Origin of the sequence: Cobetia sp. MC34 (genome assembly GCF_018340035.1) — a bacterium.
Lineage (GTDB): Bacteria > Pseudomonadota > Gammaproteobacteria > Pseudomonadales > Halomonadaceae > Cobetia > Cobetia amphilecti.
The window spans coordinates 1-19,688 of sequence record NZ_JADPPY010000039.1 but is presented as its reverse complement, the minus strand read 5'-3'; the positions used below and the strand labels follow the sequence as shown (position 1 = coordinate 19,688).

Below are 19,688 nucleotides of genomic sequence, written 5' to 3'. Positions count from 1 at the left end.
TCTTGATGACAGTGCCCGAGGGCACCGCCTCAGTCTTCCGCCCGCTCCAGCAGCAACATCGATTCCAGATGTGCCGTGTGAACGAACATGTCCGCCATCAGGGCACGCGTGACGCGATAACCGGCGTCCTGCAACAGCCGTGCATCACGCATCAACGTGGTCGGGTCACAGGCGATGTACAGCACACGCTGCGGCACTCGGTTGACCCTCCCAGCATGCAGATCACGTGCCAGCTCCTCGCAGAGAGGCTGAGCGCCATCACGCGGCGGGTCTAGTACCAGAAGGTCGATACCCTCGAGTGACGGCAGGGCCTTGCTCAGATCCGCTCGACGTGCACTCACCTGCGCCAGTCCGTTGGCTTCGGCATTGACCATCAGCTGATCGACCATGCCCTGACTGCCCTCGATGCCCGTCACCTCACTGGCGCCGGCCGCGGCAGCCGCCAGGGTCAGGTTGCCGACCCCGGCGTAGAGGTCCATCACCTTGAGGCCACTGACGTCGCCCAGCCATTCGAAGGCGGTGTCGATCAGACGCTGATTGAGCGCCGCATTGACCTGCACGAAGTCGCCCGGCGAGAAGGCAAGACGCAGCGTCGTTGCGCCGATATTCAGCGAATACGCGGCGTTCGGCGTGCCCGACAGCCACTCCAGCACCACCGGATCACGCCCGACCCGCCAGCCGACCACCAGGCCGTGCTGCTCGGCGAAGGCCTGCCAGCGCTGCGCATCACGCGGCACCGCCTTGAGCTGGCGCACCACCACGATGACCTGCCCTTCCGCAGCGGTCAGCTCCAGATGGCCCAGACGCTTGGGTGCCTCGAGGCTTTCGATCAGCTCACGCAGCGGCGCGAGCAGGCGGTCCAGCTCCGGCACCAGCACGCTGCAGGTGGTGATATCGACCAGCTGGTTGCTGCCGCGTCCCCGGAAGCCGAACTGCAACTCACCGGCATCGGTCACGCGTACGCCGATACGCGCGCGACGGCGATAACGGCTTTCATCTTCGCCCAGCGGCTGAATCTCGGGCAGCGTCACGCCATTGCGTGTCGCATGTTCGCCCAGCACCTGCACCTTATGAGTGCGTTGTGCATCCAGCGCCATATGCTGCAGATCACAGCCGCCACAGCTGCCGAAATAGGCACAGGGCGGCGTCACGCGACTGTCAGCCGCGTTGTCACGTGCACGCACATGCGCCTCATTGAAGCGCTTGTGGGTGCGGTGGATGGCCAGCGTCACGCGCTCGCCGGGCAGGGCCTGATCGATGAACTGGGTCTTGCCGCTCTCGTCATGGGCGATGCCGCGCCCGTCATGGGCCAGGCGGTCGACCGTCAGCCATTGGCTGTCGGCGTCGCTGGCATTGCGGGTGCCACGACTGGCCACTTCCTTCTCGCGACGGGTCGGCTTGCGCGCCGGTCGCTTCTGTCCGAGCAGCGCCATCAGGAACGCTCCCCTGCGACGGCTTCATTGTGGGGCGTGTCCTGCTGAGTCATGTCGTCGTCCTGGGTATAGAGGCCTGTCGAGAGATAGCGGTCTCCCCGATCACAGACGATGAACACGATGACCGCATTCTCGACCTGCTCGGCGAGCTTGAGCGCGCCCGCCAGCGCACCGCCGGAGGAGACACCGGCCAGAATGCCTTCTTCGCGCGCCAGGCGGCGCATGCAGACTTCGGCTTCGTGCTGTCCGATATCCAGCGTGCGGTCGATGCGTGAGGCATCGAAGATCCGCGGCAGATACTCGGCAGGCCAGCGGCGGATACCCGCGATGCTCGCGCCCTCGGCAGGTTGCAGGCCGACGATCTCGATGGCCGGATTCTGCTCCTTCAGATAGCGCGAGGTGCCCATGATGGTGCCGGTGGTGCCCATCGAGGACACGAAGTGCGTGATGCGCCCATGAGTCTGCTGCCAGAGTTCCGGCCCGGTGGTGCGGTAATGCGACAGCGGATTGTCCTGGTTGGCGAACTGATCCAGCGCCTTGCCCTCGCCACGCGCGATCATCCCCTCGGCCAGGTCCCGTGCGTGCTCCATGCCATCGGCTTCGATCAGCGTGGCCCCGTAGGCGCCCATCGCCTGCTTGCGCTCGCTGGAGGCACTGGCCGGCATCACCAGCACCATGCGGTAGCCCTTGATGGCCGCCGTCATGGCCAGCGCGATACCGGTATTGCCGGAGGTCGCTTCGATCAGGGTATCGCCGGGAGAGATCTCGCCGCGCGCTTCCGCCTCCTGGAACATGGAAAGCGCCGGACGATCCTTGACCGAACCGGCGGGGTTGTGACCCTCCAGCTTGGCCAGCAGCACATTGTTGCGGCCCGCGCTGATGCGCGTCAGGCGCACCAGCGGCGTGTTGCCGACGACATCTGCAAGACTGGGATAATCGGACGCGCCAGGGGTGGCGTCACCGGGGGTTTCGCTGAGATGAGACATGAGAGGCAGACTCCAGAGACGCCGCGCCCGGACAGCCGAATGACAGCGGTCAGGCGCTGGCATCGGGACCAAGGACGAACGGGGGGCCGCGTCGGGGTGTAGATGATGCGCGCAGTATATCGCTCCCGCCCAGCCCTGTCAGGGCGCTCGCCATCGCTTCGCTCAAGAGCGCGAGGTATGCTTGCCGCTGATGCTCGTTCGCCCTTTGACGATGGATTGCCATGCTGCTTCGTACCCGATTCCAGCTTGCCCTCTTGCTGCTGCCCCTCGCCACCAGCCTGATGTTCAGCCTGTATGCGGTGGACCGCGAGATCAGCGGTGAGCGCCTGGCCATGATGGAGCGCCTGCAGGCCAGCATGCAGGCCATCATGCCGGGCATGGCCAACGCCGCCCTCGCCGCTGACGACCAGCGCCTGCACGAGCAGGCCCAGATGCTGATCGACCAGCGCGACGTGCGCGCCCTGACGCTGCGCACCGCCAACGGCGGCGCCCTGTTGCATCTCGGCCCTAGCCAGCGTCCGGAAACCAGCACGCTGGTCGAGAATCAGGCCTACCCCTCGGACCCGGACTCGCTGGTGATGGTGATGCCGGTCATCGACCCGTGGCGCGAGACGCAACGCGGCGAGCAGATGTCATGGCTGGTGCTGGAGGCCTCCGACACCCGCCTGGTGCTGCATCGCTACCAGCTGCTGGTCGGCTACGGGCTGGCCAATCTGGTCTTCGGGCTGGCGCTGCTGCTGCTGGCTTTCCATGGCTCGCGCCGCATGCTGCAGCCGCTGCATGAACTGGGCGAGGCCCTCACCTGTCTGGCGCGCGGCGAGACACACCGCCAGCTGCCGGTGGCAGGCAATGACGATCTCAGCGAGCTGGCCGAGAACTACAACCGCAGCGTCGAGCAGCTCAAGCGCGCCCGCGAGGATATGCAGGACCAGATCGAACAGACCACCCAGGACCTGCACGAGTCGATGGAAACCGTCGAGATCAAGAACATCGAGCTCGACATGGCGCGCCGCAAGGCGCTGGAAGCCAACCGCATCAAGTCGGAATTCCTGGCCAACATGAGCCATGAGATCCGCACGCCGCTCAACGGCATCATCGGCTTCAGCAACCTGCTGGGGCGCAGTGATCTGGACAACCGCCAGCGCGACTGGCTGGGCCACATGCAGAATGCCTCCTCGAGCCTGATGTCATTGATCAATGACATTCTCGACTTCTCCAAGATCGAAGCCGGCAAGCTCGAGCTCGAGAAGGTGCAGATGGACATCGAGCCGCTGATCGAGGAAGTGCTCGCCATGCATGCCCCGGAGGCCCATCGCAAGCATCTGCATCTGCTCGGGCTTGTCTATGACGACGTGCCGCAGCGCTTCGAGGGCGACCCGCTGCGCATCAAGCAGGTGGTGACGAATCTGGTCGCCAATGCCGTCAAGTTCACCGAGCGCGGCGAAGTCATCGTGCGCGTGATGGTGGATGACCTCTCCGGCAGCAACACCCGCCTCAAGATCGCGGTGGCAGACACCGGCATCGGCATGGACAGCGCCCAGCGCAATCGCCTGTTCCAGGCCTTCTCGCAGGGAGACCCGTCACGGGCACGCCAGTTCGGCGGCACCGGCCTTGGGCTGATGATCTCCAAGCGACTGGTCGAGCAGATGGGCGGCGAGATCCAGGTCGACAGCCTGCCCGGCCACGGCTCCACCTTCCTGTTCAGCGTGCCGGTGGCGGTCAGCAGCATCGAGGAGCGCCCGCGCGAAGTCGTGTTCGATCATCAACGCATCTGCCTGATCGAGCCGCACTCGGCCACCCGTCGCGCCCTGAGTTACCTGCTGACCCGCTGGTCACTGACGCTGGTCGGTATCGAAGAGCAGCCGGATCTGGTGGTGGTCGCGCTGGAGAGCCGCGACCTCAAGCGGCTGGATGAATGGGGCGCGCGCCTCAAGCATCTGCCGTGTCGCGTGCTGGGCCTGCTGAACGCGCCTCTGCCCGCCGACGCCGAGAACCTGCAGCAGTACGGCATCGACGAAGTGGTCAGCAAGCCGGTCACGCGCCTGCAGATGCGCCACAAGCTGGCCAATCTGCTGCATTCACCTCACCGCGACCCGACTCAGGCGCCACGCAGCGCCTCCTTCACTTCGTTCGAACCGGCCACACGCGAGCAGGACGCAAGCACGGCACCAGCCGCCAAGCCGATCGCTACGTCTGATGCGAGTACCAAGCCAGCCAGCGCGCCTGCCGCGAACGCCACGCCTGTCAAGACGCCACCGGCCGGCCCGCGGCCTGAGCTCACCGCCCAGCCTGCGAGTCAGGAAACGCCTGCGCAGCCTCGCAAGTGCGTGATGGTGGTCGACGACAACCCCTCCAACCGCCTGTTGGCCGAGGAGCTGTTGACCGACATGGGGCTGGACACCCTGGCCGCCCAGAGTGGCGAAGAGGCGCTGGCGCTGGCTCAGGAGCAGGTCGTGGATGCCGTCCTGATGGATATCCAGATGCCGGGCATGAACGGGCTGGAAGCCACCAAGGCACTACGGCATCAGCATCGCGAGGGCAACCGCCACCTGCCGGTGATCGCCCTCTCCGCCCATGCGCTGGCGCATGAACGGCGAGAGCTGCTGGCGGAAGGCATGGATGATTACCTGATCAAGCCCATCGACGAGGGCCTGCTGGCCAACCTGCTCAGCCGTCATCTGGGCATTTCGCTGAACCCGCCGCCGCAGGCCGCGCGGTCATCTAGCCAAACACGCAGCCCTGCCCGCAGCCAAGCGCGCAGTCCAGAACGCAACCAACCGCGCAGCCCTGCTCGCAGTCAGGCGACGACTGCCTTGCCGCCGGGAGTGAAAGACGCTGCCAGCCAGGCCGAGTCCTCGTCGCCAACAACGCCACTGCCCCGCTCTGCCGCGAAGAGTCAGCTCAGCCTGGAGCAGGACGCCGACCTGCCGGTGGTCGACATGGCGCTGGGCGTGGAGATGGCCGGTGGCCGCGAGGCCCTGGCTCTGGAGATGCTGGGGCTGTTGATCGAGAGCCTGCCGGAGAGCGAGGCCAGGATCCGCCGCGCCTGGCAGGCGCGTGACAACGAGGCGATGCTCGATGGCGTGCATTATCTCAACGGCGCCTGCCGCTACTGTGGCGTGCCGCGTCTGGCGCTGCTGGTGGAGGCACTGGAGACCCGCATCCGCGTCAGCGGCCTGTCGCAGCTGGAAGAGGGTGTCGATGCCCTGTTCGCGGCCATCGACAGCCTGATCCAGTGGTCGCACAGCGACGAGGCCAAGGCCTTGCTCGCCGCGCCGCTTGAACCGGCTAGCCCCGACGGTGAGACGCCTGAGACGCCGACAGCGTCCTCTGTCGAGACCTCTTCATCGTCCGCCACCGCGCCCTCGGACGCACCCGCTGAGTCCTCCGACACAGGCTCGCCACAGACAAGCAAGCCACAGACGAGCGAGCCCCGGTCCAAAAACCAGCCCTGAAAGACCAGCCCCGCACAAACGACAACGCCACCCGCTGCCGCAAGGCAGGGGTGGCGTTGTCGTTTCGAGCGCCGTGTTCAGAGACGCGATTCAGCGCCAGACCGAAGGAGGCTAACGCTCCAGCACCACGAAGGCGATGGCCTGATCACGCTCATCACTGATCGACAGGTGCAGATGGCGGATACCCGCCCGCGCGGTCAGGGCTTCCGCCTCGTCAGACAGCTTGAGCGAGGGCTTGCCCAGGGCGTCGTTGACCACCTGAATCTGGGTGAAGCGCATGCCCTGACGCAGGCCGGTGCCCAGTGCCTTGACAAAGGCTTCCTTGGCCGCGAAACGCTTGGCCAGAAAGGCCGCCGGCTGAGGGTGATCGGCAAAGCGCGCCAGCTCCTCTTCCCCCAGCAGTCGGCGCGCAAAGCGCTCGCCGTGGCGCGCCATGCCTGCCTCGAAGCGCTCGATACGCGCGATGTCCGTGCCTATACCGACGATCATCCGCAGCAGCCTGAGCCCTGCACATGCTCATGGTCATCACCATGTTCGTGGTCATGGTCATGATCGTGCGCATCCAGCGCGGCCATCAGGCCCGCTTCCTGGCCTGCGATACACAGACGCTTCATCTCGATGACGGCCTCCTTCAGGCCGACGAACATGGCGCGCGCGATGATCGCGTGACCGATGTTCAGCTCGTTGAGCCCGGAGATACCTGCGATCGCCTCGACGTTGTGATAGTTGAGGCCGTGACCGGCATTGACCACCAGCCCCAGCTCGTTGGCCAGTTCCGCGGCGGCCGCGATGCGCTCGAACTCGACACGCGCCGTCTCGCCCGTGGCATCGGCATAGGCGCCGGTATGCAGCTCGATGACCGGCGCACCGGCCTCGAAGGCGGCACGGATCTGCTCCGGCTCCGGGTCGATGAACAGCGAGACTTCACAGCCCGCCGCTGCCAGACGCTCGCAGGCGGCAGTGATGCGCGCCAGATCACCGGCGACATCCAGTCCGCCTTCGGTGGTCAGCTCTTCGCGCTTTTCCGGCACCAGACACACGTTGGCCGGCTGGACTTCCTCGGCCAGCGCCAGCATTTCTTCGCTGACGGCCATCTCGAGGTTCATGCGCGTGTTGAGCACCTCGGCCAGAATGCGCACGTCGCGCTCCTGGATGTGGCGACGGTCTTCACGCAGGTGCACGGTGATACCGTCGGCACCCGCCTCTTCCGCGACCAGCGCGGCCTGGACCGGGTCCGGATAGCGGGTACCACGCGCCTGACGCAGTGTGGCGATGTGGTCGATGTTGACCCCGAGCAGGATGCGCAGCGGATGCATGATCAGCTCCTAACGATGAACAAGAGAACAGGCATGGCGACGAGGGCCATGCCGAAGACAGGTCGCGCAATACTATCATGCGTCACGCCGCAGCCGGACAGTGTCGCCACGCCTGATGACGTCAGTCGGACTGACGACTCTGACGCCGCCTGGCCGTCAGCTGCATCATCAACTCGCGCGAACGCAGCGGACGGTCCCCCAGCAGCGGCGCCAGCGCACGTCGCGCCAGCCACAGGCTCTCGCGGGCAAGCCCTGCATGGCCCCAGTCTTCGCTGGCCAGCAACTTCAGGGCCCGCCCTTCGATGCCCGCCGCGCCTGGCGGCTGCGCCTGAAAGCGACGTTCACTGACCACATAGTCATAGCGCACATCCGGCATCAAGGGGCTGTCATCCAGGGCGCGAAACTGCGGCAGTTGCTCCAGCGCTTCCAGCAGGCTGTATTCGAGCCGCCTGAGCGCGGGTGCGCGTCTGGCGGGCAGTGCCACCTCATCCAATGTCAGCGAGTAGAGCGCGAACAGCTCCGGCACCGGCATTTCCACCGGCAGCGTGCGGGTCAAAAGCTCATTGGCGTAGAACCCGCACAGCAGTCCCTCGCCCGCCAGCAGACTGGCACTGCCGCCGGTCTCCATCAGGTTGAGAGTCTTGAGATCGCTCTCGCCACGCCAGGTGACATGCAAAGGCGTGAACGGCTGCAGTCGTGCACGCGCCTTGCTGCCCGGGCGCTGAACGCCACGCGCCACCGCGCGCACCCGTCCGTGTTCGAGGGTCAGCAATTCGATGATGGCACTGGTTTCACGGTAAGGCTTGCGATGCAGCAGGAAGGCCGGTTGCGGCGTCATCAGGCAGGCTCACGTCAGACGGTGGCTTGGCAAAAAAAGCTGGCAGAAGGACTGGCAGAGGGGCTGGCAAGAAACGAGACCGCCTGGGCAAGGCCAGGCGGTGCGCGGCAGAGGCCGCGAGAACATCGGATCAGCGACGGGCGGCACATGGCAGGTGCGACCCTCTCGGATCGCCACCGCCCTTCACCGCTCGCGCGACGTCGTCAGTCCTTGTCGTGGGTGTAACCCAGACTCTTCAGGGCACGCTCGTCATCCGACCAGCCACGCTTGACCTTGACCCACAGGTTCAGCATGACCTTGGCGTCGAAGGCACGCTCCATCTCGAGACGCGCTTCACGGCCGATGTTCTTGATGCGCTCACCGTTCTCGCCGATCAGGATCTTCTTCTGGCCCTGACGCTCGACCATCATCAGCGCGCTGATGTGCAGGGTGCCGCGCTGATCGGTCTTGAATTCCTCGATCTCGACGGTCATCTGGTAGGGCAGTTCGTCGCCCAGCTGACGCATCACCTTCTCGCGCACCAGCTCGGAGGCCAGGAAGCGAGAGCTCTTGTTGGTGATCTGGTCGTCCGCGAACATGTGCTCGCCCTGTGGCAGACGCTTCATCACGTTCTCGAGCAGCAGATCGATGTTGGTGCCGTTCTTGGCCGACATCGGAATGATGGCCGCGAAGTCACGACGCTCCTGCAGGCTCTGCAGCCACGGCGCGAGGGTGGTCTTGTCCTTGAGCCAATCGATCTTGTTGACCACCAGGATCACCGGCGCCTTCACGTGGGCCAGCTTCTCGAGCACGATCTGGTCTTCTTCCATCCAGCGGGTGCGGTCGACGATGAAGACGACGGCATCGACGTCACGCAGCGCCTGGGTGGCGGCCTGGTTCATGAAGCGGTTGATCGCCTTGTTGCGATCGCGCTGCATGATGTGGATCCCCGGGGTATCGACGAAGACGCACTGGGCGCCCTCTTCGGTGTGGATACCCATCACCTGGTGACGCGTGGTCTGCGGACGACGCGAGGTGATCGAGACCTTCTGGCCCAGGATGTGGTTCATCAGCGTCGACTTGCCGACATTCGGGCGACCGACGATGGCGACGAAGCCACAGCGGGTGTCCGGCAGCGGCTGATCGCTGACACCGGCGGCGGCCAGCATGCCCTCGAGGGCATCCGGCGTGCCGGCGACGTTATCAGTGGAGTGATCAGGGGCGTCGCCGCTCGGGGTGACGTTGTCTTCTGGGGTATGGCTCATGAGCGGCCTCCGCGGGCAGGTTCGAGCAGTTGCAGCGCGAACTCGGCCGCCTGCTGTTCAGCATGACGACGGCTGGAGCCGACGCCTGTGGTCTTGGTGTCGATCATCTCGACGTGGCAATCGACGCTGAAGGTCTGCGAATGCGCTTCGCCTTCGACGCTGGTCACCTCATAACGCGGCAGTGCCGCCTGACGCGATTGCAGGAATTCCTGCAGACGCGTCTTGGGGTCTTTCTGGGTGTCCTGAAGATTCAGCGCTTCAAGACGGGTGGCGTACCAGCGCAGCACGTGTTCACGCGCCACCTGCATGCCGGCGTCCAGATAGATGGCGCCGATCACGGCCTCCACGGCATCGGCCAGAATGGACTCGCGACGGTGACCGCCGCTTTTCATCTCGCCGGAGCCCAGACGCAGGTTCTCGCCGAGATTGAATTCACGCGCCAGCTCCGCGAGGGTCTGGCCCTTGACCAGGCGCGCACGCAGGCGTGACAGCTGGCCTTCACGGGCCTGGGGGAAGCGCAGGAACAGCGCTTCGGCGATCACGAAGTTGACGATGGAATCGCCAAGAAATTCGAGACGCTCATTGTTCTGGCCACCATAGCTTCGATGGGTCAGAGCCAGTTCCAGCAGGCTCGCATCCTCGAAGGTGTGGCCGATACGCTTTACAAAGGCATTCAGCGGGCTACTCACAGGTCTCCCTACTCTCTTTTTGTCGCTGACGCCCGCGGGCGTCCTGTCGAATGGTGCATCAGTCATGCTGGCTGATGCCTGTCGTCTTCGACATGTCTCGCGATGCCCGAAGCCTACGCGGCTTGAGGAGTTGCCGATTGCCACCATCCCAATCCGATATTCGTCAGCCGCGCTGCCCGCAAGCTTGTGGCCACGGGTCCGACATGATGAACAGCAGGTTGACATGGCAGGCACGACGCATCGTCCCATGTCGAAAATCCGCACTGATAAGGCCGGCGGGCCAATGTGGCCCTGCCAGACACGACCGGGCCGCCTCTCGGCGGCCCGGTCAATGCACTGATCAATGAATCAGGCGTACCGAGGAAAAGTCCAGGAACCCTTCTTTCCAGTGCATCCATACCGCCACCGCCTTGCCGACGATGTTCTCTTCCGGCACGAAGCCCCAGTAGCGGCTGTCGTTGGAGTGATCACGGTTGTCACCCATCACGAAGTACATGCCTTCCGGCACCCGGATCTCGCGCATCTGCGGGCCGGGGTCCCGAGGGTTATTGTAGATTTGATGGGCGTGTTTCCCCAGTGTCTCATCCAGCAGGTCTTCACCGGACTGTTCACTGGAGTTGCGCGCATTCAATGTCTTGTCGATGGCCTCACCATTCACGTAGAGCTGCTTGCCTTCGTAGCGAATGGTATCGCCCGGCAGGCCGACGACGCGCTTGATGAAGTTGGTGGACGGGTCCTCCGGGAAACGGAACACCATCACATCGCCACGCTCCGGCTCGCCGACTTCCAGCACCTTGGTGTCGACCACCGGCAGGCGCAGGCCATAGTCATACTTGTTGACCAGGATGAAGTCGCCGATCTTGAGCGTCGGCAGCATCGAGCCGGACGGAATCTGGAACGGCTCGAACGCGAAGGAGCGCACCACCAGCACCAGCAACAGTACCGGGAAGAAGGACTTGGCATAGTCCACCGGCCACGGGTCACGCGCCAGCTTCTCACGCGTGCCGGCGTCCAGTTCTCCTTCGACGGAGGCCTCGGCCTTGGCCACACGCGCCTTGCGCGCACTGCGCAGGGCAACCAGGTCTATCAACCACACCACGCCGGCTACCGCTACGGCAATCACCAATACAAGCGAGAAATCCATCGTTGTCCCTGTCTGCCCTGGGTCTTGGTGGCAAGCCGCCAGACGGCGGCCTGCCTCAGTCGTTCATCTTGAGCACGGCAAGGAAGGCGTCCTGGGGAATTTCCACCCGGCCGACCTGCTTCATGCGCTTCTTGCCCGCTTTCTGCTTCTCGAGCAGTTTCTTCTTGCGGCTGACGTCGCCGCCGTAACATTTGGCGGTCACGTTCTTGCGCAGCGCCTTGACGGTGGAGCGTGCCACGACCTGGCCACCGACGGCAGCCTGGATCGCCACGTCGAACATCTGACGCGGAATCAGCTCTTTCATCTTCTCGACCAGCAGACGGCCGCGGCCATGTGCGTGATCACGGTGGATGATCGCCGCCAGTGCATCGACGCGATCGCCGTTGATCAACACGTCCAGACGCACCAGCTTGGCCGCCTCGAAGCGCTCGAAGCTGTAATCCAGTGACGCATAGCCCTTGGAAATGGACTTGAGGCGATCGAAGAAGTCCATCACCACTTCCGCCATCGGCAGCTCATAGATCAGCTGGATCTGGCTACCCAGGAACTGCATGTCGAGCTGGACACCACGACGATTGACGCACTCGGTGATGACGTTGCCGACGTATTCCTGCGGCACGAGGATGGTAGCGCGGCAGATCGGCTCGCGCAGCTCATCGACGTTGGCCATGTCCGGAAGCTTGGACGGGTTGGACACCGGCAGCACATCGCCGTTGTCCATCAGCACCTCATAGATCACCGTCGGCGCGGTGGTCAGCAGATCGAGATTGTACTCGCGCTCCAGACGCTCCTGGATGATCTCCATGTGCAGGGTGCCGAGGAAGCCGACACGGAAACCGAAGCCCAGCGCGTCGGAGTTCTCCGGCTCGTAGTCCAGCGAGGCATCGTTGAGCGCCAGCTTCTGCAGCGCGTCTCGGAAGTCCTCGTAGTCATCGGAGCTGATCGGGAACATGCCGGCATAGACCTGCGGCTTGACCTTCTGGAAGCCAGGCAGACGCTCGACCTTGTCGGCGGTCTTGGTGTGCACGATGGTGTCACCCACCGGCGCGCCCATGATGTCCTTGATACCGGCGACGATGAAGCCGACCTCACCGGCGCGCAGCACGCCGGTTTCCTTGCGCTTGGGCGTGAAGATACCGATCGCGCCGGTTTCCCAGTCACGGCCGGTGGACTTCAGACGGATCTTCTCGCCCTTCTTCAGGGTACCGTCGAAGATACGCACCAGCGAGACGACGCCGAGGTAGTTGTCGAACCAGGAATCGATGATCAGCGCCTGCAGCGGTGCCTCCGGATCGCCCTTGGGCGGCGGAATGTCACGCACCAGACGCTCGAGCAGCGCTTCCATGCCCATGCCGGACTTGGCCGACACCTGACAGGCATCCGTCGCGTCCAGGCCGATGATCTCCTCGATCTCCTGGGAGACCTTTTCCGGGTCCGCCTGCGGCAGATCCATCTTGTTGAGGACCGGCAGCACCTCGAGGCCCTGCTCGATGGCGGTGTAGCAGTTGGCCACCGACTGGGCTTCGACACCCTGGCCGGCATCGACCACCAGCAGCGCCCCTTCACAGGCATACAGCGAGCGCGAGACTTCATAGGAGAAGTCGACGTGGCCCGGCGTATCGATGAAGTTCAGCTGATAGGTATTGCCATCGTCAGCGTGGTAGTCGAGGGTCACCGACTGCGCCTTGATGGTGATGCCGCGCTCACGCTCGATGTCCATCGAGTCAAGCACCTGCTCCTTGAGCTCACGGTCGCTCAAGCCTTCGCACAGCTGGATGATGCGGTCAGCCAGCGTGGACTTGCCGTGGTCAATGTGGGCGATGATTGAGAAGTTGCGGATATGCTTCAAGGACGGCGGCGTTACGCGTTCGGTCATGGATCACTGCTCTGTATTTGTGCCCGTCTCCGTGAAATCACACGGCCAACACGGGAGACGACGGAAATCGAATTGCACGCATTGTACAGTCCGACCACAAGCGATGATAGAAGGCGTTGCCTTTTGCGCCCCTCCGGGCCCTGTCACAACCCGCCTGAACCCGGGTGAACCGCAGGGCCGCCCGGCAGCAGACGGGGCGCACAGTCGCCCGTGCGCCCCGTCTGCTGCCGGAGTGACCGCCGTCCTGCCGGTGGCGGTCACCTTCTGTTGCCTGCGCGCTCGTCGCCCAGGTTCTTGACGCTTGCGTCAGGCGCTGGCTGGCTCACTTGTCGCTGTCGGCACGCATGCGCAGTGCGATGTACAGCGGGCGACCATTGCGCACCAGGCGCAGCGAGACCGGACGGTTGGTCGGCAGCTTGGCGACCACATCGCGCAGCGCCTGCACGCTGGTCAACGGCTGCTGATTGAGTTCGACCAGCACATCGCCAGCGCTGATGCCTGCCTCGGCAGCCACGCCCTGCGGGTCGACTTCCATCACGCGCACCCCGTGATCGAGGTTGAGCTCGTTCAAGCTGGCCTTGTCGAGCTCTGCCACCGCGACACCCAGCCCCTGCTTGTCGTCACTGGCCTTGCCGGCATGCGCCTGCTCACTGCCCGGCCAATGGCCAACCTTGGCAGTCAACGTCTGGCTCTTGCCATCGCGCAGGATGGAGAGCTTGAGCGAATCGCCCGGCGAGCTGGTGCCGACCATTCGCGGCAGGTACGCCGAGCTCTCGACCGCCTTGCCATCGACGGCGGTGATGATGTCGCCACTCTTGAGGCCAGCGGCGGCGGCAGGGCCGTCCGGATCAAGATCGGCGATCAGCGCACCGCGCGCACGGTCCAGTCCGAAGGATTCGGCCAGGTCCTTGGAGACCGGCTGAATGACGACGCCCAGCCAGCCGCGATCCACGCGCCCATCGGTCTTGAGCTTGTCGGCGACATCCATCGCCACATTGATCGGAATCGCGAAGCTCACGCCCATGAAGCCGCCGGAGCGGGTATAGATCTGGGAGTTGATGCCCACCACATCGCCATCGAGATCGAACAGCGGCCCACCGGAGTTGCCCGGATTGATCGCCACATCGGTCTGGATGAACGGCACATAGGCGTCCGACGGCAGGGTGCGATCGATGGCGCTGACGATACCGGCGGTGACGGAATGATCGAAGCCGAACGGTGAGCCTATCGCGGCCACCCATTCGCCGACTTCCAGCGCATCACTGTCGCCCATCGGCAAGGTCGGCAGGTCTTCCGCCTTGACCTTGAGCAGCGCGATATCGGTCTTCTTGTCCTCACCGACCACCTGCGCCTTGAGTTCGCGACGGTCGTTGAGGCGCACCATCACCTCATCGGCACCGTCGATGACATGGGCATTGGTCATGATGTAGCCATCATCGGAGATGATGAAGCCAGACCCGAGACTGGAGCGCTTCTCGACGCCCCCACGGCCCGGGCCAGGCAGCTGATCACCGAAGAAGCGCTTGAAGAATTCGGGCATCTCTTCGCCATTGGGCCCACGGAACACCGGCCCCGAGCTGCGCTGGATCTCGGTGGTGGTCGCGATATTGACCACCGCGGGCGCCGAGTCCTTGACCAGCTGGGTGAAGTCGGGCAATTCACGAGCCTGAACCAGCTGGGAGCCCATCAGGGCAGCCATGGCCAAGGCAGGTACCATCAGGCGGGAAAGGGATTTCATCAGTGCGGCTCCTGGTACGTCCTGTCATCACTTGTTATCAGGCGTGCAATCACGCAACTACTGACGATGGCAGCGTCACATCGCTGGCGGCGTCCTTCTCATTGACGTCGAAGCGTCGTTGAAGTTCAGCGATTGGTGCCGCGCTGGACGCAACCATGCGTCGCCAACATCCGACAGGTGCCGATGCCAGCCTGATGCAGACTGACGACGCCACCTGCCGACTACGCAAGTCACTCCCCCGATCTACCAAGAGAGTCGACTACCGCTAACACTTGAGCACGTCATCACTTGAGCACGTCATCACTTGAGCACGTCATCACTTGAGCACGACGACTACAGCGCCTTGATCGCCATCGCGTCCATGCCGAGACGACGCATCAAGCGCGGCCGGTAGAGTGCCTGCCGCTCAGGGCGCGCGGCATGCCAGCGCACGACCATCAGGCCCGCCGCCAACGAGAGCGCGAAGCCCAACGGCACCGCCAGGGTGCCAGCGCCCGCCAGCTGCTCGGCCACGATGCCACCCAGCATGCCGCTGACCAGCGGCAGGCCATACAGCAGACCCGCACTGCGCAGAAACGCCGACTCATCGATGCCGATCACCACCCGCTCACCCACCATCGGCAAGTCTTCGCCTGCCGGCACATGGATCAGCACGCGATGCGGCTTGCGACGCGAAAACTGGCTCAGCAGGCCGCTGCCACAGCTACTGCGCGCATTGCAGGCACCACAGGTGGAGCGACGCTGGGTCTCGACCCAGACGCCTTCCTTGCCATGCCCCGTGACCTGCCCCTCTTCCTGCATCATCTTGCTGACTCCTGCAAAAACTCGCCGCGCACTGGCGACACATACGCGTAGAATAGCGTCATTCACGGCGGCACTTCACGCGCCTCAGGCCCGATAAGCGCCCACGATACCATCAACAGGAGCCCGCATGAGCGACGCACCCCCATCCACTTCCCGCCTGGACCCGCTGCACGGCGTCACCCTCAAGGCACTGCTGACCTGGCTGGTGGACCACTACGGCTTCGAGACCCTGGGCGAGCTGATTCCCATCAACTGCTTCCTCAGCGACCCGAGCATCAACTCGAGCCTCAAGTTCCTGCGCCGCACGCCCTGGGCACGCGCCAAGGTCGAGGCACTCTACATCCAGACGGCAGATCGCTATCTGCATGACTGAGGCCGAGCGTGGTCACACCGGCAAGTGACGGCGCTGGCCAGGCGCGACCAGGTCATGTGGGCGCAACCAGGACATACAGACAAGAAAAGAGGGGCAGCCATTGGCTGCCCCTCTTTTCTTGTCCATCCATGCTGCTTTCATCTGCCTTGGCAATGACGCCAGCGCAAGCCAGTCATCCAGAAAATGTTACTGGGCAACATCCTGCAGGCTGATCCACTCACTGCGCTCCGGCACCGGACCACGCGAGGAATGCTGGCTCAGGTAGGCCTCGAGCAGACGCCGCTGGGCGAGATCCGCCGCGGCGACATTGCTGGACGACATGCCGGAATCATAGCTGCCACTCTGCGGCGCCATGAACATCGGACGTGAGCTGGAGGGCGTCACGCCTACCTGCATCAAGCCGCTGTTGGCGCCGGGCTGCACCCACTGAGACGCCTCGGCGTTCACCGACGGCTGGCTGACCTGACGCACGGTGCCGCCCTGGATGGCTGAACCACCCTGGTTGACGGAAGAACCGCTGGCGAGCTCTGCACCGCTGTTCACGCCGCCGGGCACCCCATTGTCACCGCCATTGAAGACCTGCACGCCGGTGATCACCATCACCGCGACGCCTGCCGCGATGGCCGCGGAGCCGGCAAAGGAGAACAGGCTGCGGCGCTCGGCCACGGGCGGTGCACTCGCGGGAGCCTCGCGGGAGATCAGCTCGACCTCGGCGCTGACCGCCGACGCGATATCCAGAGTGAAGGTGCTTTCACGCTCGCGATGCATGGCACTGCGCGCCAGGTGATAGCGGCGCCAGGTGTCTGCAGCCTCAGGAGACTCATCGAGCCCCTTGAGGACACGACGCAGATCCAGCTCGTCACCCTCCGCATCCATCAGCGCGGACAGCGACTCCTTCACGGATTCGGTGGTCTTCAGATTCATGCGTAAATACCCTCACACTCGTCAGATTGAACGACGACTTCAATCTGCACTCCTGGCAACAAATGGCGTCATTCACCATGGCGGCTGATGGCCCGAGCGGGCCAACGGCAAACAGCGTTACTGCGCCGTGGAAGAGGAGCTTTCGTGCCCTGCCCCTCACCACTCACTTTCCAGCGCTCATGCACGCAGTCGCTGAGCTACATGACTACTGAACAGTAAGAACACGCGCCGCACGGATTGTTCCGCCATTCGTTCAGAAAACATTCACTTTAGCCGCAAGATTTCGCCAAGCCACTGAGTTGATTGAATTTAACCAACAAAATTTTTGTGGCTCTTCTCTCACAGGGGCGACGCAGAACAGCGACGTCACTCGATGGAAGACACCGCCGCGGCGGGACTGACCAGCCCCTGGATCGCCTTGTCGACCGCTTCACGTGCCCGGAAGATACGCGAACGCACCGTGCCCACCGGGCACTGCATCACCTCGGCGATATCCTCATAGGACAGGCCATCGAATTCACGCAGCGTGATGGCGGTGCGTAGATCTTCAGGCAGCTTCTCGATGGCCTCGAAGACGACCTTCTCCAGCTCATCACGCGCCATGGCGGCTTCCGGCGTCTCGATGTCCGACAGGCGACCGGACTGATCGACCACCTCGGCATCGCCGATATCCATGTCGGTGCCCGGCGGACGACGGCCCCGCGAGACCAGATGATTCTTGGCCGTATTGATGGCGATCCGGTACATCCAGGTATAGAAGGCGCTTTCGGCCCGGAAGTTGGGCAACGCACGATACGCCTTGATGAAGGCTTCCTGGGCGACATCCTGCACTTCTGAATGATCGTGTACGTAACGGCTGATCAGGCCGAGAATCTTGTGCTGATATTTCCTGACCAGCAGATCGAAGGCGCGGTTATCCCCTTTCTGGGCGCGCTCGACCAACTGCTGGTCCGTTTCATTGACACTCATTCACTCGCTCCCTCCGCGGGAGTGGAGGCACCGCTTGCGGACTCCACATCAGGAATCCCCGGGGCATCAGCACCTGACAGGAATTGCGACTCGCGCATGCGTTATCCGGCCCCTTTGATATTCGTTGTGATGGATGCGATGCCTGGCGCGGGGCGAAAAAGCGCCCGACGGCCCGCTGACGCGACCAAAATCAACGCACAGTGTTCCTGTTTATCATTTGTACGGCAAGACGCCATGCCGTCAAAGCCTCAGGTTTTGCGTGTTCACTCCCGCCATGACAGCGTTTGGCGACGCTGACACGTCAAAGCGTAACGATTTCTTTACGATTTACGCTTATCTTGATTCATACGAGCCTCAAGTCAGCGCCAGCCAGCTTGACAGTTGATTAAATTTGACCCAAGGACGCTGACAAGCCGGCATGCAGCAGATACCATGGACATCATTCAGTACGCACAACACGGATGGCGGGCGCGAAGACGCCCGTCTGACTCTGCTAGCAGCCATGCAGACCGCACACCGCTCAGGACACTGTCATGTCAGAACAACACGTCAACAACCTCAACGTCCTGTCACAGGACGTGCTGATCACCCCCGAAGCGCTCAAGCAGGACATCCCGCTGACCGCCAAGGCCGAAGAGACCGTCATCGAAGGCCGTCGCACCATCCAGCGCATTCTGGACGGTGAAGACCCGCGCCTGCTGGTCGTGGTCGGCCCCTGCTCCATCCATGACCTGGACGCCGCCCGTGACTACGCGCGCCGCCTGAAGGTGCTGGCCGAGGAAGTGAAGGACAGCCTCTACATCGTGATGCGCGTCTACTTCGAGAAGCCACGCACCACCGTCGGCTGGAAAGGCCTGATCAACGACCCGCACCTCAATGACACCTTCGAGATCGAGGAAGGCCTGCACATCGCGCGCGGCCTGCTGGTCGAACTGGCCGAAATGGGCCTGCCGCTGGCCACCGAAGCCCTCGACCCGATCTCCCCGCAGTACCTGCAGGACTGCATCAGCTGGTCTGCCATCGGCGCCCGCACCACCGAATCCCAGACTCACCGCGAGATGGCCTCTGGCCTGTCGTGCCCAGTCGGCTTCAAGAACGGCACCGACGGCTCGCTGGATGTCGCCGTCAATGCCCTGCAGTCCGTATCCCACGGCCACAACTTCCTGGGCATCAACCAGGCCGGTCAGGTCGCGATCATCCGCACGCGTGGCAACGCCTATGGCCATGTCGTGCTGCGTGGCGGCAACGGCAAGCCGAACTACGACAGCGTCAGCGTCGCGCTGGCCGAGCAGGAACTGGCCAAGGCCGGCGTCACCGCCAACCTGATGGTCGACTGCTCCCACGCCAACTCCAACAAGGACCCGGGCCTGCAGCCGCTGGTGCTGGAGAACGTCACCCAGCAGATTCTCGAGGGCAATCGCTCCATCATGGGTCTGATGGTCGAGTCGCACATCAACTGGGGCGCGCAGAAGATCAATGCCGACCGCAGCAAGATGGAATACGGCGTCTCCATCACCGATGCCTGCATCGACTGGGCCACCACCGAAGACACCTTCAAGACCATGGATGCCAAGCTCAAGGACGCGCTGCGCGCCCGCCTCGAGCAGCCTGCCGAAGCCTGACAGCATCAGACCGGCCGCATTGGATGAACGAAAAAGCCCCGCCGATTGGCGTAATGCCAGTCAGTTAACACTGACTGGCATTTTTCTTGGCCGGATACTTCTGCGGCCGGCGCCTGACCGATCGAGGATAAGACCGTTCGCGTCGTTCCTGTAAAACGAACGACGGTGCCATGTCCAGCATCGACTGAATCACGCCGGGCACACGTCCCGGCGAGACCCAGGGTAAAACCGTCAACTCCTTGATGATCCAGTGAGCGGCCTGATGGAAACTAAGCTG

General features: G+C 63.6%; 16 protein-coding genes and 1 pseudogene. 3 read left to right on the top strand and 14 right to left on the bottom strand.

Features of this window, described 5'->3' with window-relative positions; translation table 11 throughout:
• Positions 1-29 precede the first annotated feature (29 nt).
• A complete protein-coding gene (locus IZU87_RS15240; protein WP_213115074.1) occupies positions 30-1,433 on the bottom strand; it encodes an RsmD family RNA methyltransferase in 1,404 nt (467 codons plus the stop codon).
• A complete protein-coding gene (gene cysM, locus IZU87_RS15235; RefSeq protein ID WP_213115073.1) occupies positions 1,433-2,419 on the bottom strand; it encodes a cysteine synthase CysM in 987 nt (328 codons plus the stop codon). Before cysM ends, IZU87_RS15240 begins: the two co-directional genes overlap by 1 nt.
• Positions 2,420-2,640: 221 nt before the next feature.
• On the opposite strand from cysM, the gene IZU87_RS15230 reads away from it, so the two are divergent.
• Positions 2,641-5,874 carry a response regulator gene (locus tag IZU87_RS15230; protein WP_213115072.1) on the top strand — a complete coding sequence of 1,078 codons (3,234 nt, stop codon included), beginning with the start codon at positions 2,641-2,643 and terminating at the stop codon, positions 5,872-5,874.
• Positions 5,875-5,985: 111 nt separating this feature from the next.
• On the opposite strand, the gene acpS is transcribed toward IZU87_RS15230, so the two are convergent.
• The 9 genes from acpS to IZU87_RS15185 all read right to left on the bottom strand — a co-directional run bounded on the left by acpS (position 5,986) and on the right by IZU87_RS15185 (position 15,523).
• A complete protein-coding gene (gene acpS / locus IZU87_RS15225; protein ID WP_043331863.1) occupies positions 5,986-6,363 on the bottom strand; it encodes a holo-ACP synthase in 378 nt (125 codons plus the stop codon).
• Positions 6,360-7,190, bottom strand: a complete 831-nt coding sequence (pdxJ, locus tag IZU87_RS15220) for a pyridoxine 5'-phosphate synthase (protein WP_054554985.1) — start codon at positions 7,188-7,190, stop codon at positions 6,360-6,362. The genes acpS and pdxJ overlap by 4 nt, the downstream gene beginning before the upstream one ends.
• 121 nt (positions 7,191-7,311) lie before the next feature.
• Complete coding sequence (gene recO, locus IZU87_RS15215) at positions 7,312-8,028, bottom strand: DNA repair protein RecO (protein WP_200019205.1); 717 nt, start codon at positions 8,026-8,028, stop codon at positions 7,312-7,314.
• 203 nt (positions 8,029-8,231) lie between these two features.
• Positions 8,232-9,176 (bottom strand): GTPase Era, encoded by a 945-nt coding sequence (gene era / locus IZU87_RS15210; protein WP_213115079.1) that lies wholly within the window; start codon positions 9,174-9,176, stop codon positions 8,232-8,234.
• A gap of 92 nt (positions 9,177-9,268) precedes the next feature.
• Positions 9,269-9,961, bottom strand: a complete 693-nt coding sequence (gene rnc, locus IZU87_RS15205) for a ribonuclease III (protein ID WP_043331866.1) — start codon at positions 9,959-9,961, stop codon at positions 9,269-9,271.
• Between the two features lie 340 nt (positions 9,962-10,301).
• The gene (gene lepB, locus IZU87_RS15200) at positions 10,302-11,105 is read right to left on the bottom strand and encodes a signal peptidase I (protein WP_213115071.1); all 804 of its coding nucleotides are present in this window, start codon (positions 11,103-11,105) and stop codon (positions 10,302-10,304) included.
• A gap of 55 nt (positions 11,106-11,160) precedes the next feature.
• The gene (gene lepA, locus IZU87_RS15195) at positions 11,161-12,981 is read right to left on the bottom strand and encodes a translation elongation factor 4 (RefSeq protein WP_043331869.1); all 1,821 of its coding nucleotides are present in this window, start codon (positions 12,979-12,981) and stop codon (positions 11,161-11,163) included.
• A 322-nt stretch (positions 12,982-13,303) separates the two neighbouring features.
• Positions 13,304-14,719: a DegQ family serine endoprotease gene (locus IZU87_RS15190; RefSeq protein WP_213115070.1), complete on the bottom strand. Its 1,416-nt coding sequence runs from the start codon at positions 14,717-14,719 to the stop codon at positions 13,304-13,306.
• 333 nt (positions 14,720-15,052) lie between these two features.
• Positions 15,053-15,523 carry a SoxR reducing system RseC family protein gene (locus IZU87_RS15185; protein WP_054554989.1) on the bottom strand — a complete coding sequence of 157 codons (471 nt, stop codon included), beginning with the start codon at positions 15,521-15,523 and terminating at the stop codon, positions 15,053-15,055.
• Positions 15,524-15,650: 127 nt separating this feature from the next.
• Here IZU87_RS15185 and IZU87_RS15180 point away from each other — a divergent pair, with 127 nt between their 5' ends.
• Entirely contained in the window at positions 15,651-15,896 is a 246-nt protein-coding gene (locus IZU87_RS15180) for a VF530 family protein (protein WP_043331871.1), read from the top strand.
• A gap of 186 nt (positions 15,897-16,082) precedes the next feature.
• On the opposite strand, the gene IZU87_RS15175 is transcribed toward IZU87_RS15180, so the two are convergent.
• Positions 16,083-16,820 carry a sigma-E factor negative regulatory protein gene (locus IZU87_RS15175; RefSeq protein WP_107335316.1) on the bottom strand — a complete coding sequence of 246 codons (738 nt, stop codon included), beginning with the start codon at positions 16,818-16,820 and terminating at the stop codon, positions 16,083-16,085.
• Between the two features lie 366 nt (positions 16,821-17,186).
• Positions 17,187-17,789, bottom strand: a complete 603-nt coding sequence (gene rpoE / locus IZU87_RS15170) for an RNA polymerase sigma factor RpoE (protein WP_213115069.1) — start codon at positions 17,787-17,789, stop codon at positions 17,187-17,189.
• A 533-nt stretch (positions 17,790-18,322) separates the two neighbouring features.
• Here rpoE and IZU87_RS15165 point away from each other — a divergent pair.
• Entirely contained in the window at positions 18,323-19,411 is a 1,089-nt protein-coding gene (locus IZU87_RS15165) for a 3-deoxy-7-phosphoheptulonate synthase (protein WP_043331875.1), read from the top strand.
• A 64-nt stretch (positions 19,412-19,475) separates the two neighbouring features.
• Here the strand turns inward: IZU87_RS15165 and IZU87_RS15160 are convergent.
• Positions 19,476-19,688, bottom strand: a pseudogene (locus IZU87_RS15160) (IS4 family transposase); the annotation flags it as partial.

Bases quoted from the DNA above. Each gene is read 5' to 3' on its own strand.
- IZU87_RS15240 (WP_213115074.1), bottom strand. From the start codon at position 1,433: ATGGCGCTGCTCGGACAGAAGCGACCGGCGCGCAAGCCGACCCGTCGC.
- cysM (WP_213115073.1), bottom strand. From the start codon at position 2,419: ATGTCTCATCTCAGCGAAACCCCCGGTGACGCCACCCCTGGCGCGTCC.
- IZU87_RS15230 (WP_213115072.1), top strand. From the start codon at position 2,641: ATGCTGCTTCGTACCCGATTCCAGCTTGCCCTCTTGCTGCTGCCCCTC.
- acpS (WP_043331863.1), bottom strand. From the start codon at position 6,363: ATGATCGTCGGTATAGGCACGGACATCGCGCGTATCGAGCGCTTCGAG.
- pdxJ (WP_054554985.1), bottom strand. From the start codon at position 7,190: ATGCATCCGCTGCGCATCCTGCTCGGGGTCAACATCGACCACATCGCC.
- recO (WP_200019205.1), bottom strand. From the start codon at position 8,028: ATGACGCCGCAACCGGCCTTCCTGCTGCATCGCAAGCCTTACCGTGAA.
- era (WP_213115079.1), bottom strand. From the start codon at position 9,176: ATGCTGGCCGCCGCCGGTGTCAGCGATCAGCCGCTGCCGGACACCCGC.
- lepB (WP_213115071.1), bottom strand. From the start codon at position 11,105: ATGGATTTCTCGCTTGTATTGGTGATTGCCGTAGCGGTAGCCGGCGTG.
- lepA (WP_043331869.1), bottom strand. From the start codon at position 12,981: ATGACCGAACGCGTAACGCCGCCGTCCTTGAAGCATATCCGCAACTTC.
- IZU87_RS15190 (WP_213115070.1), bottom strand. From the start codon at position 14,719: ATGAAATCCCTTTCCCGCCTGATGGTACCTGCCTTGGCCATGGCTGCC.
- IZU87_RS15185 (WP_054554989.1), bottom strand. From the start codon at position 15,523: ATGATGCAGGAAGAGGGGCAGGTCACGGGGCATGGCAAGGAAGGCGTC.
- IZU87_RS15180 (WP_043331871.1), top strand. From the start codon at position 15,651: ATGAGCGACGCACCCCCATCCACTTCCCGCCTGGACCCGCTGCACGGC.
- IZU87_RS15175 (WP_107335316.1), bottom strand. From the start codon at position 16,820: ATGAATCTGAAGACCACCGAATCCGTGAAGGAGTCGCTGTCCGCGCTG.
- rpoE (WP_213115069.1), bottom strand. From the start codon at position 17,789: ATGAGTGTCAATGAAACGGACCAGCAGTTGGTCGAGCGCGCCCAGAAA.
- IZU87_RS15165 (WP_043331875.1), top strand. From the start codon at position 18,323: ATGTCAGAACAACACGTCAACAACCTCAACGTCCTGTCACAGGACGTG.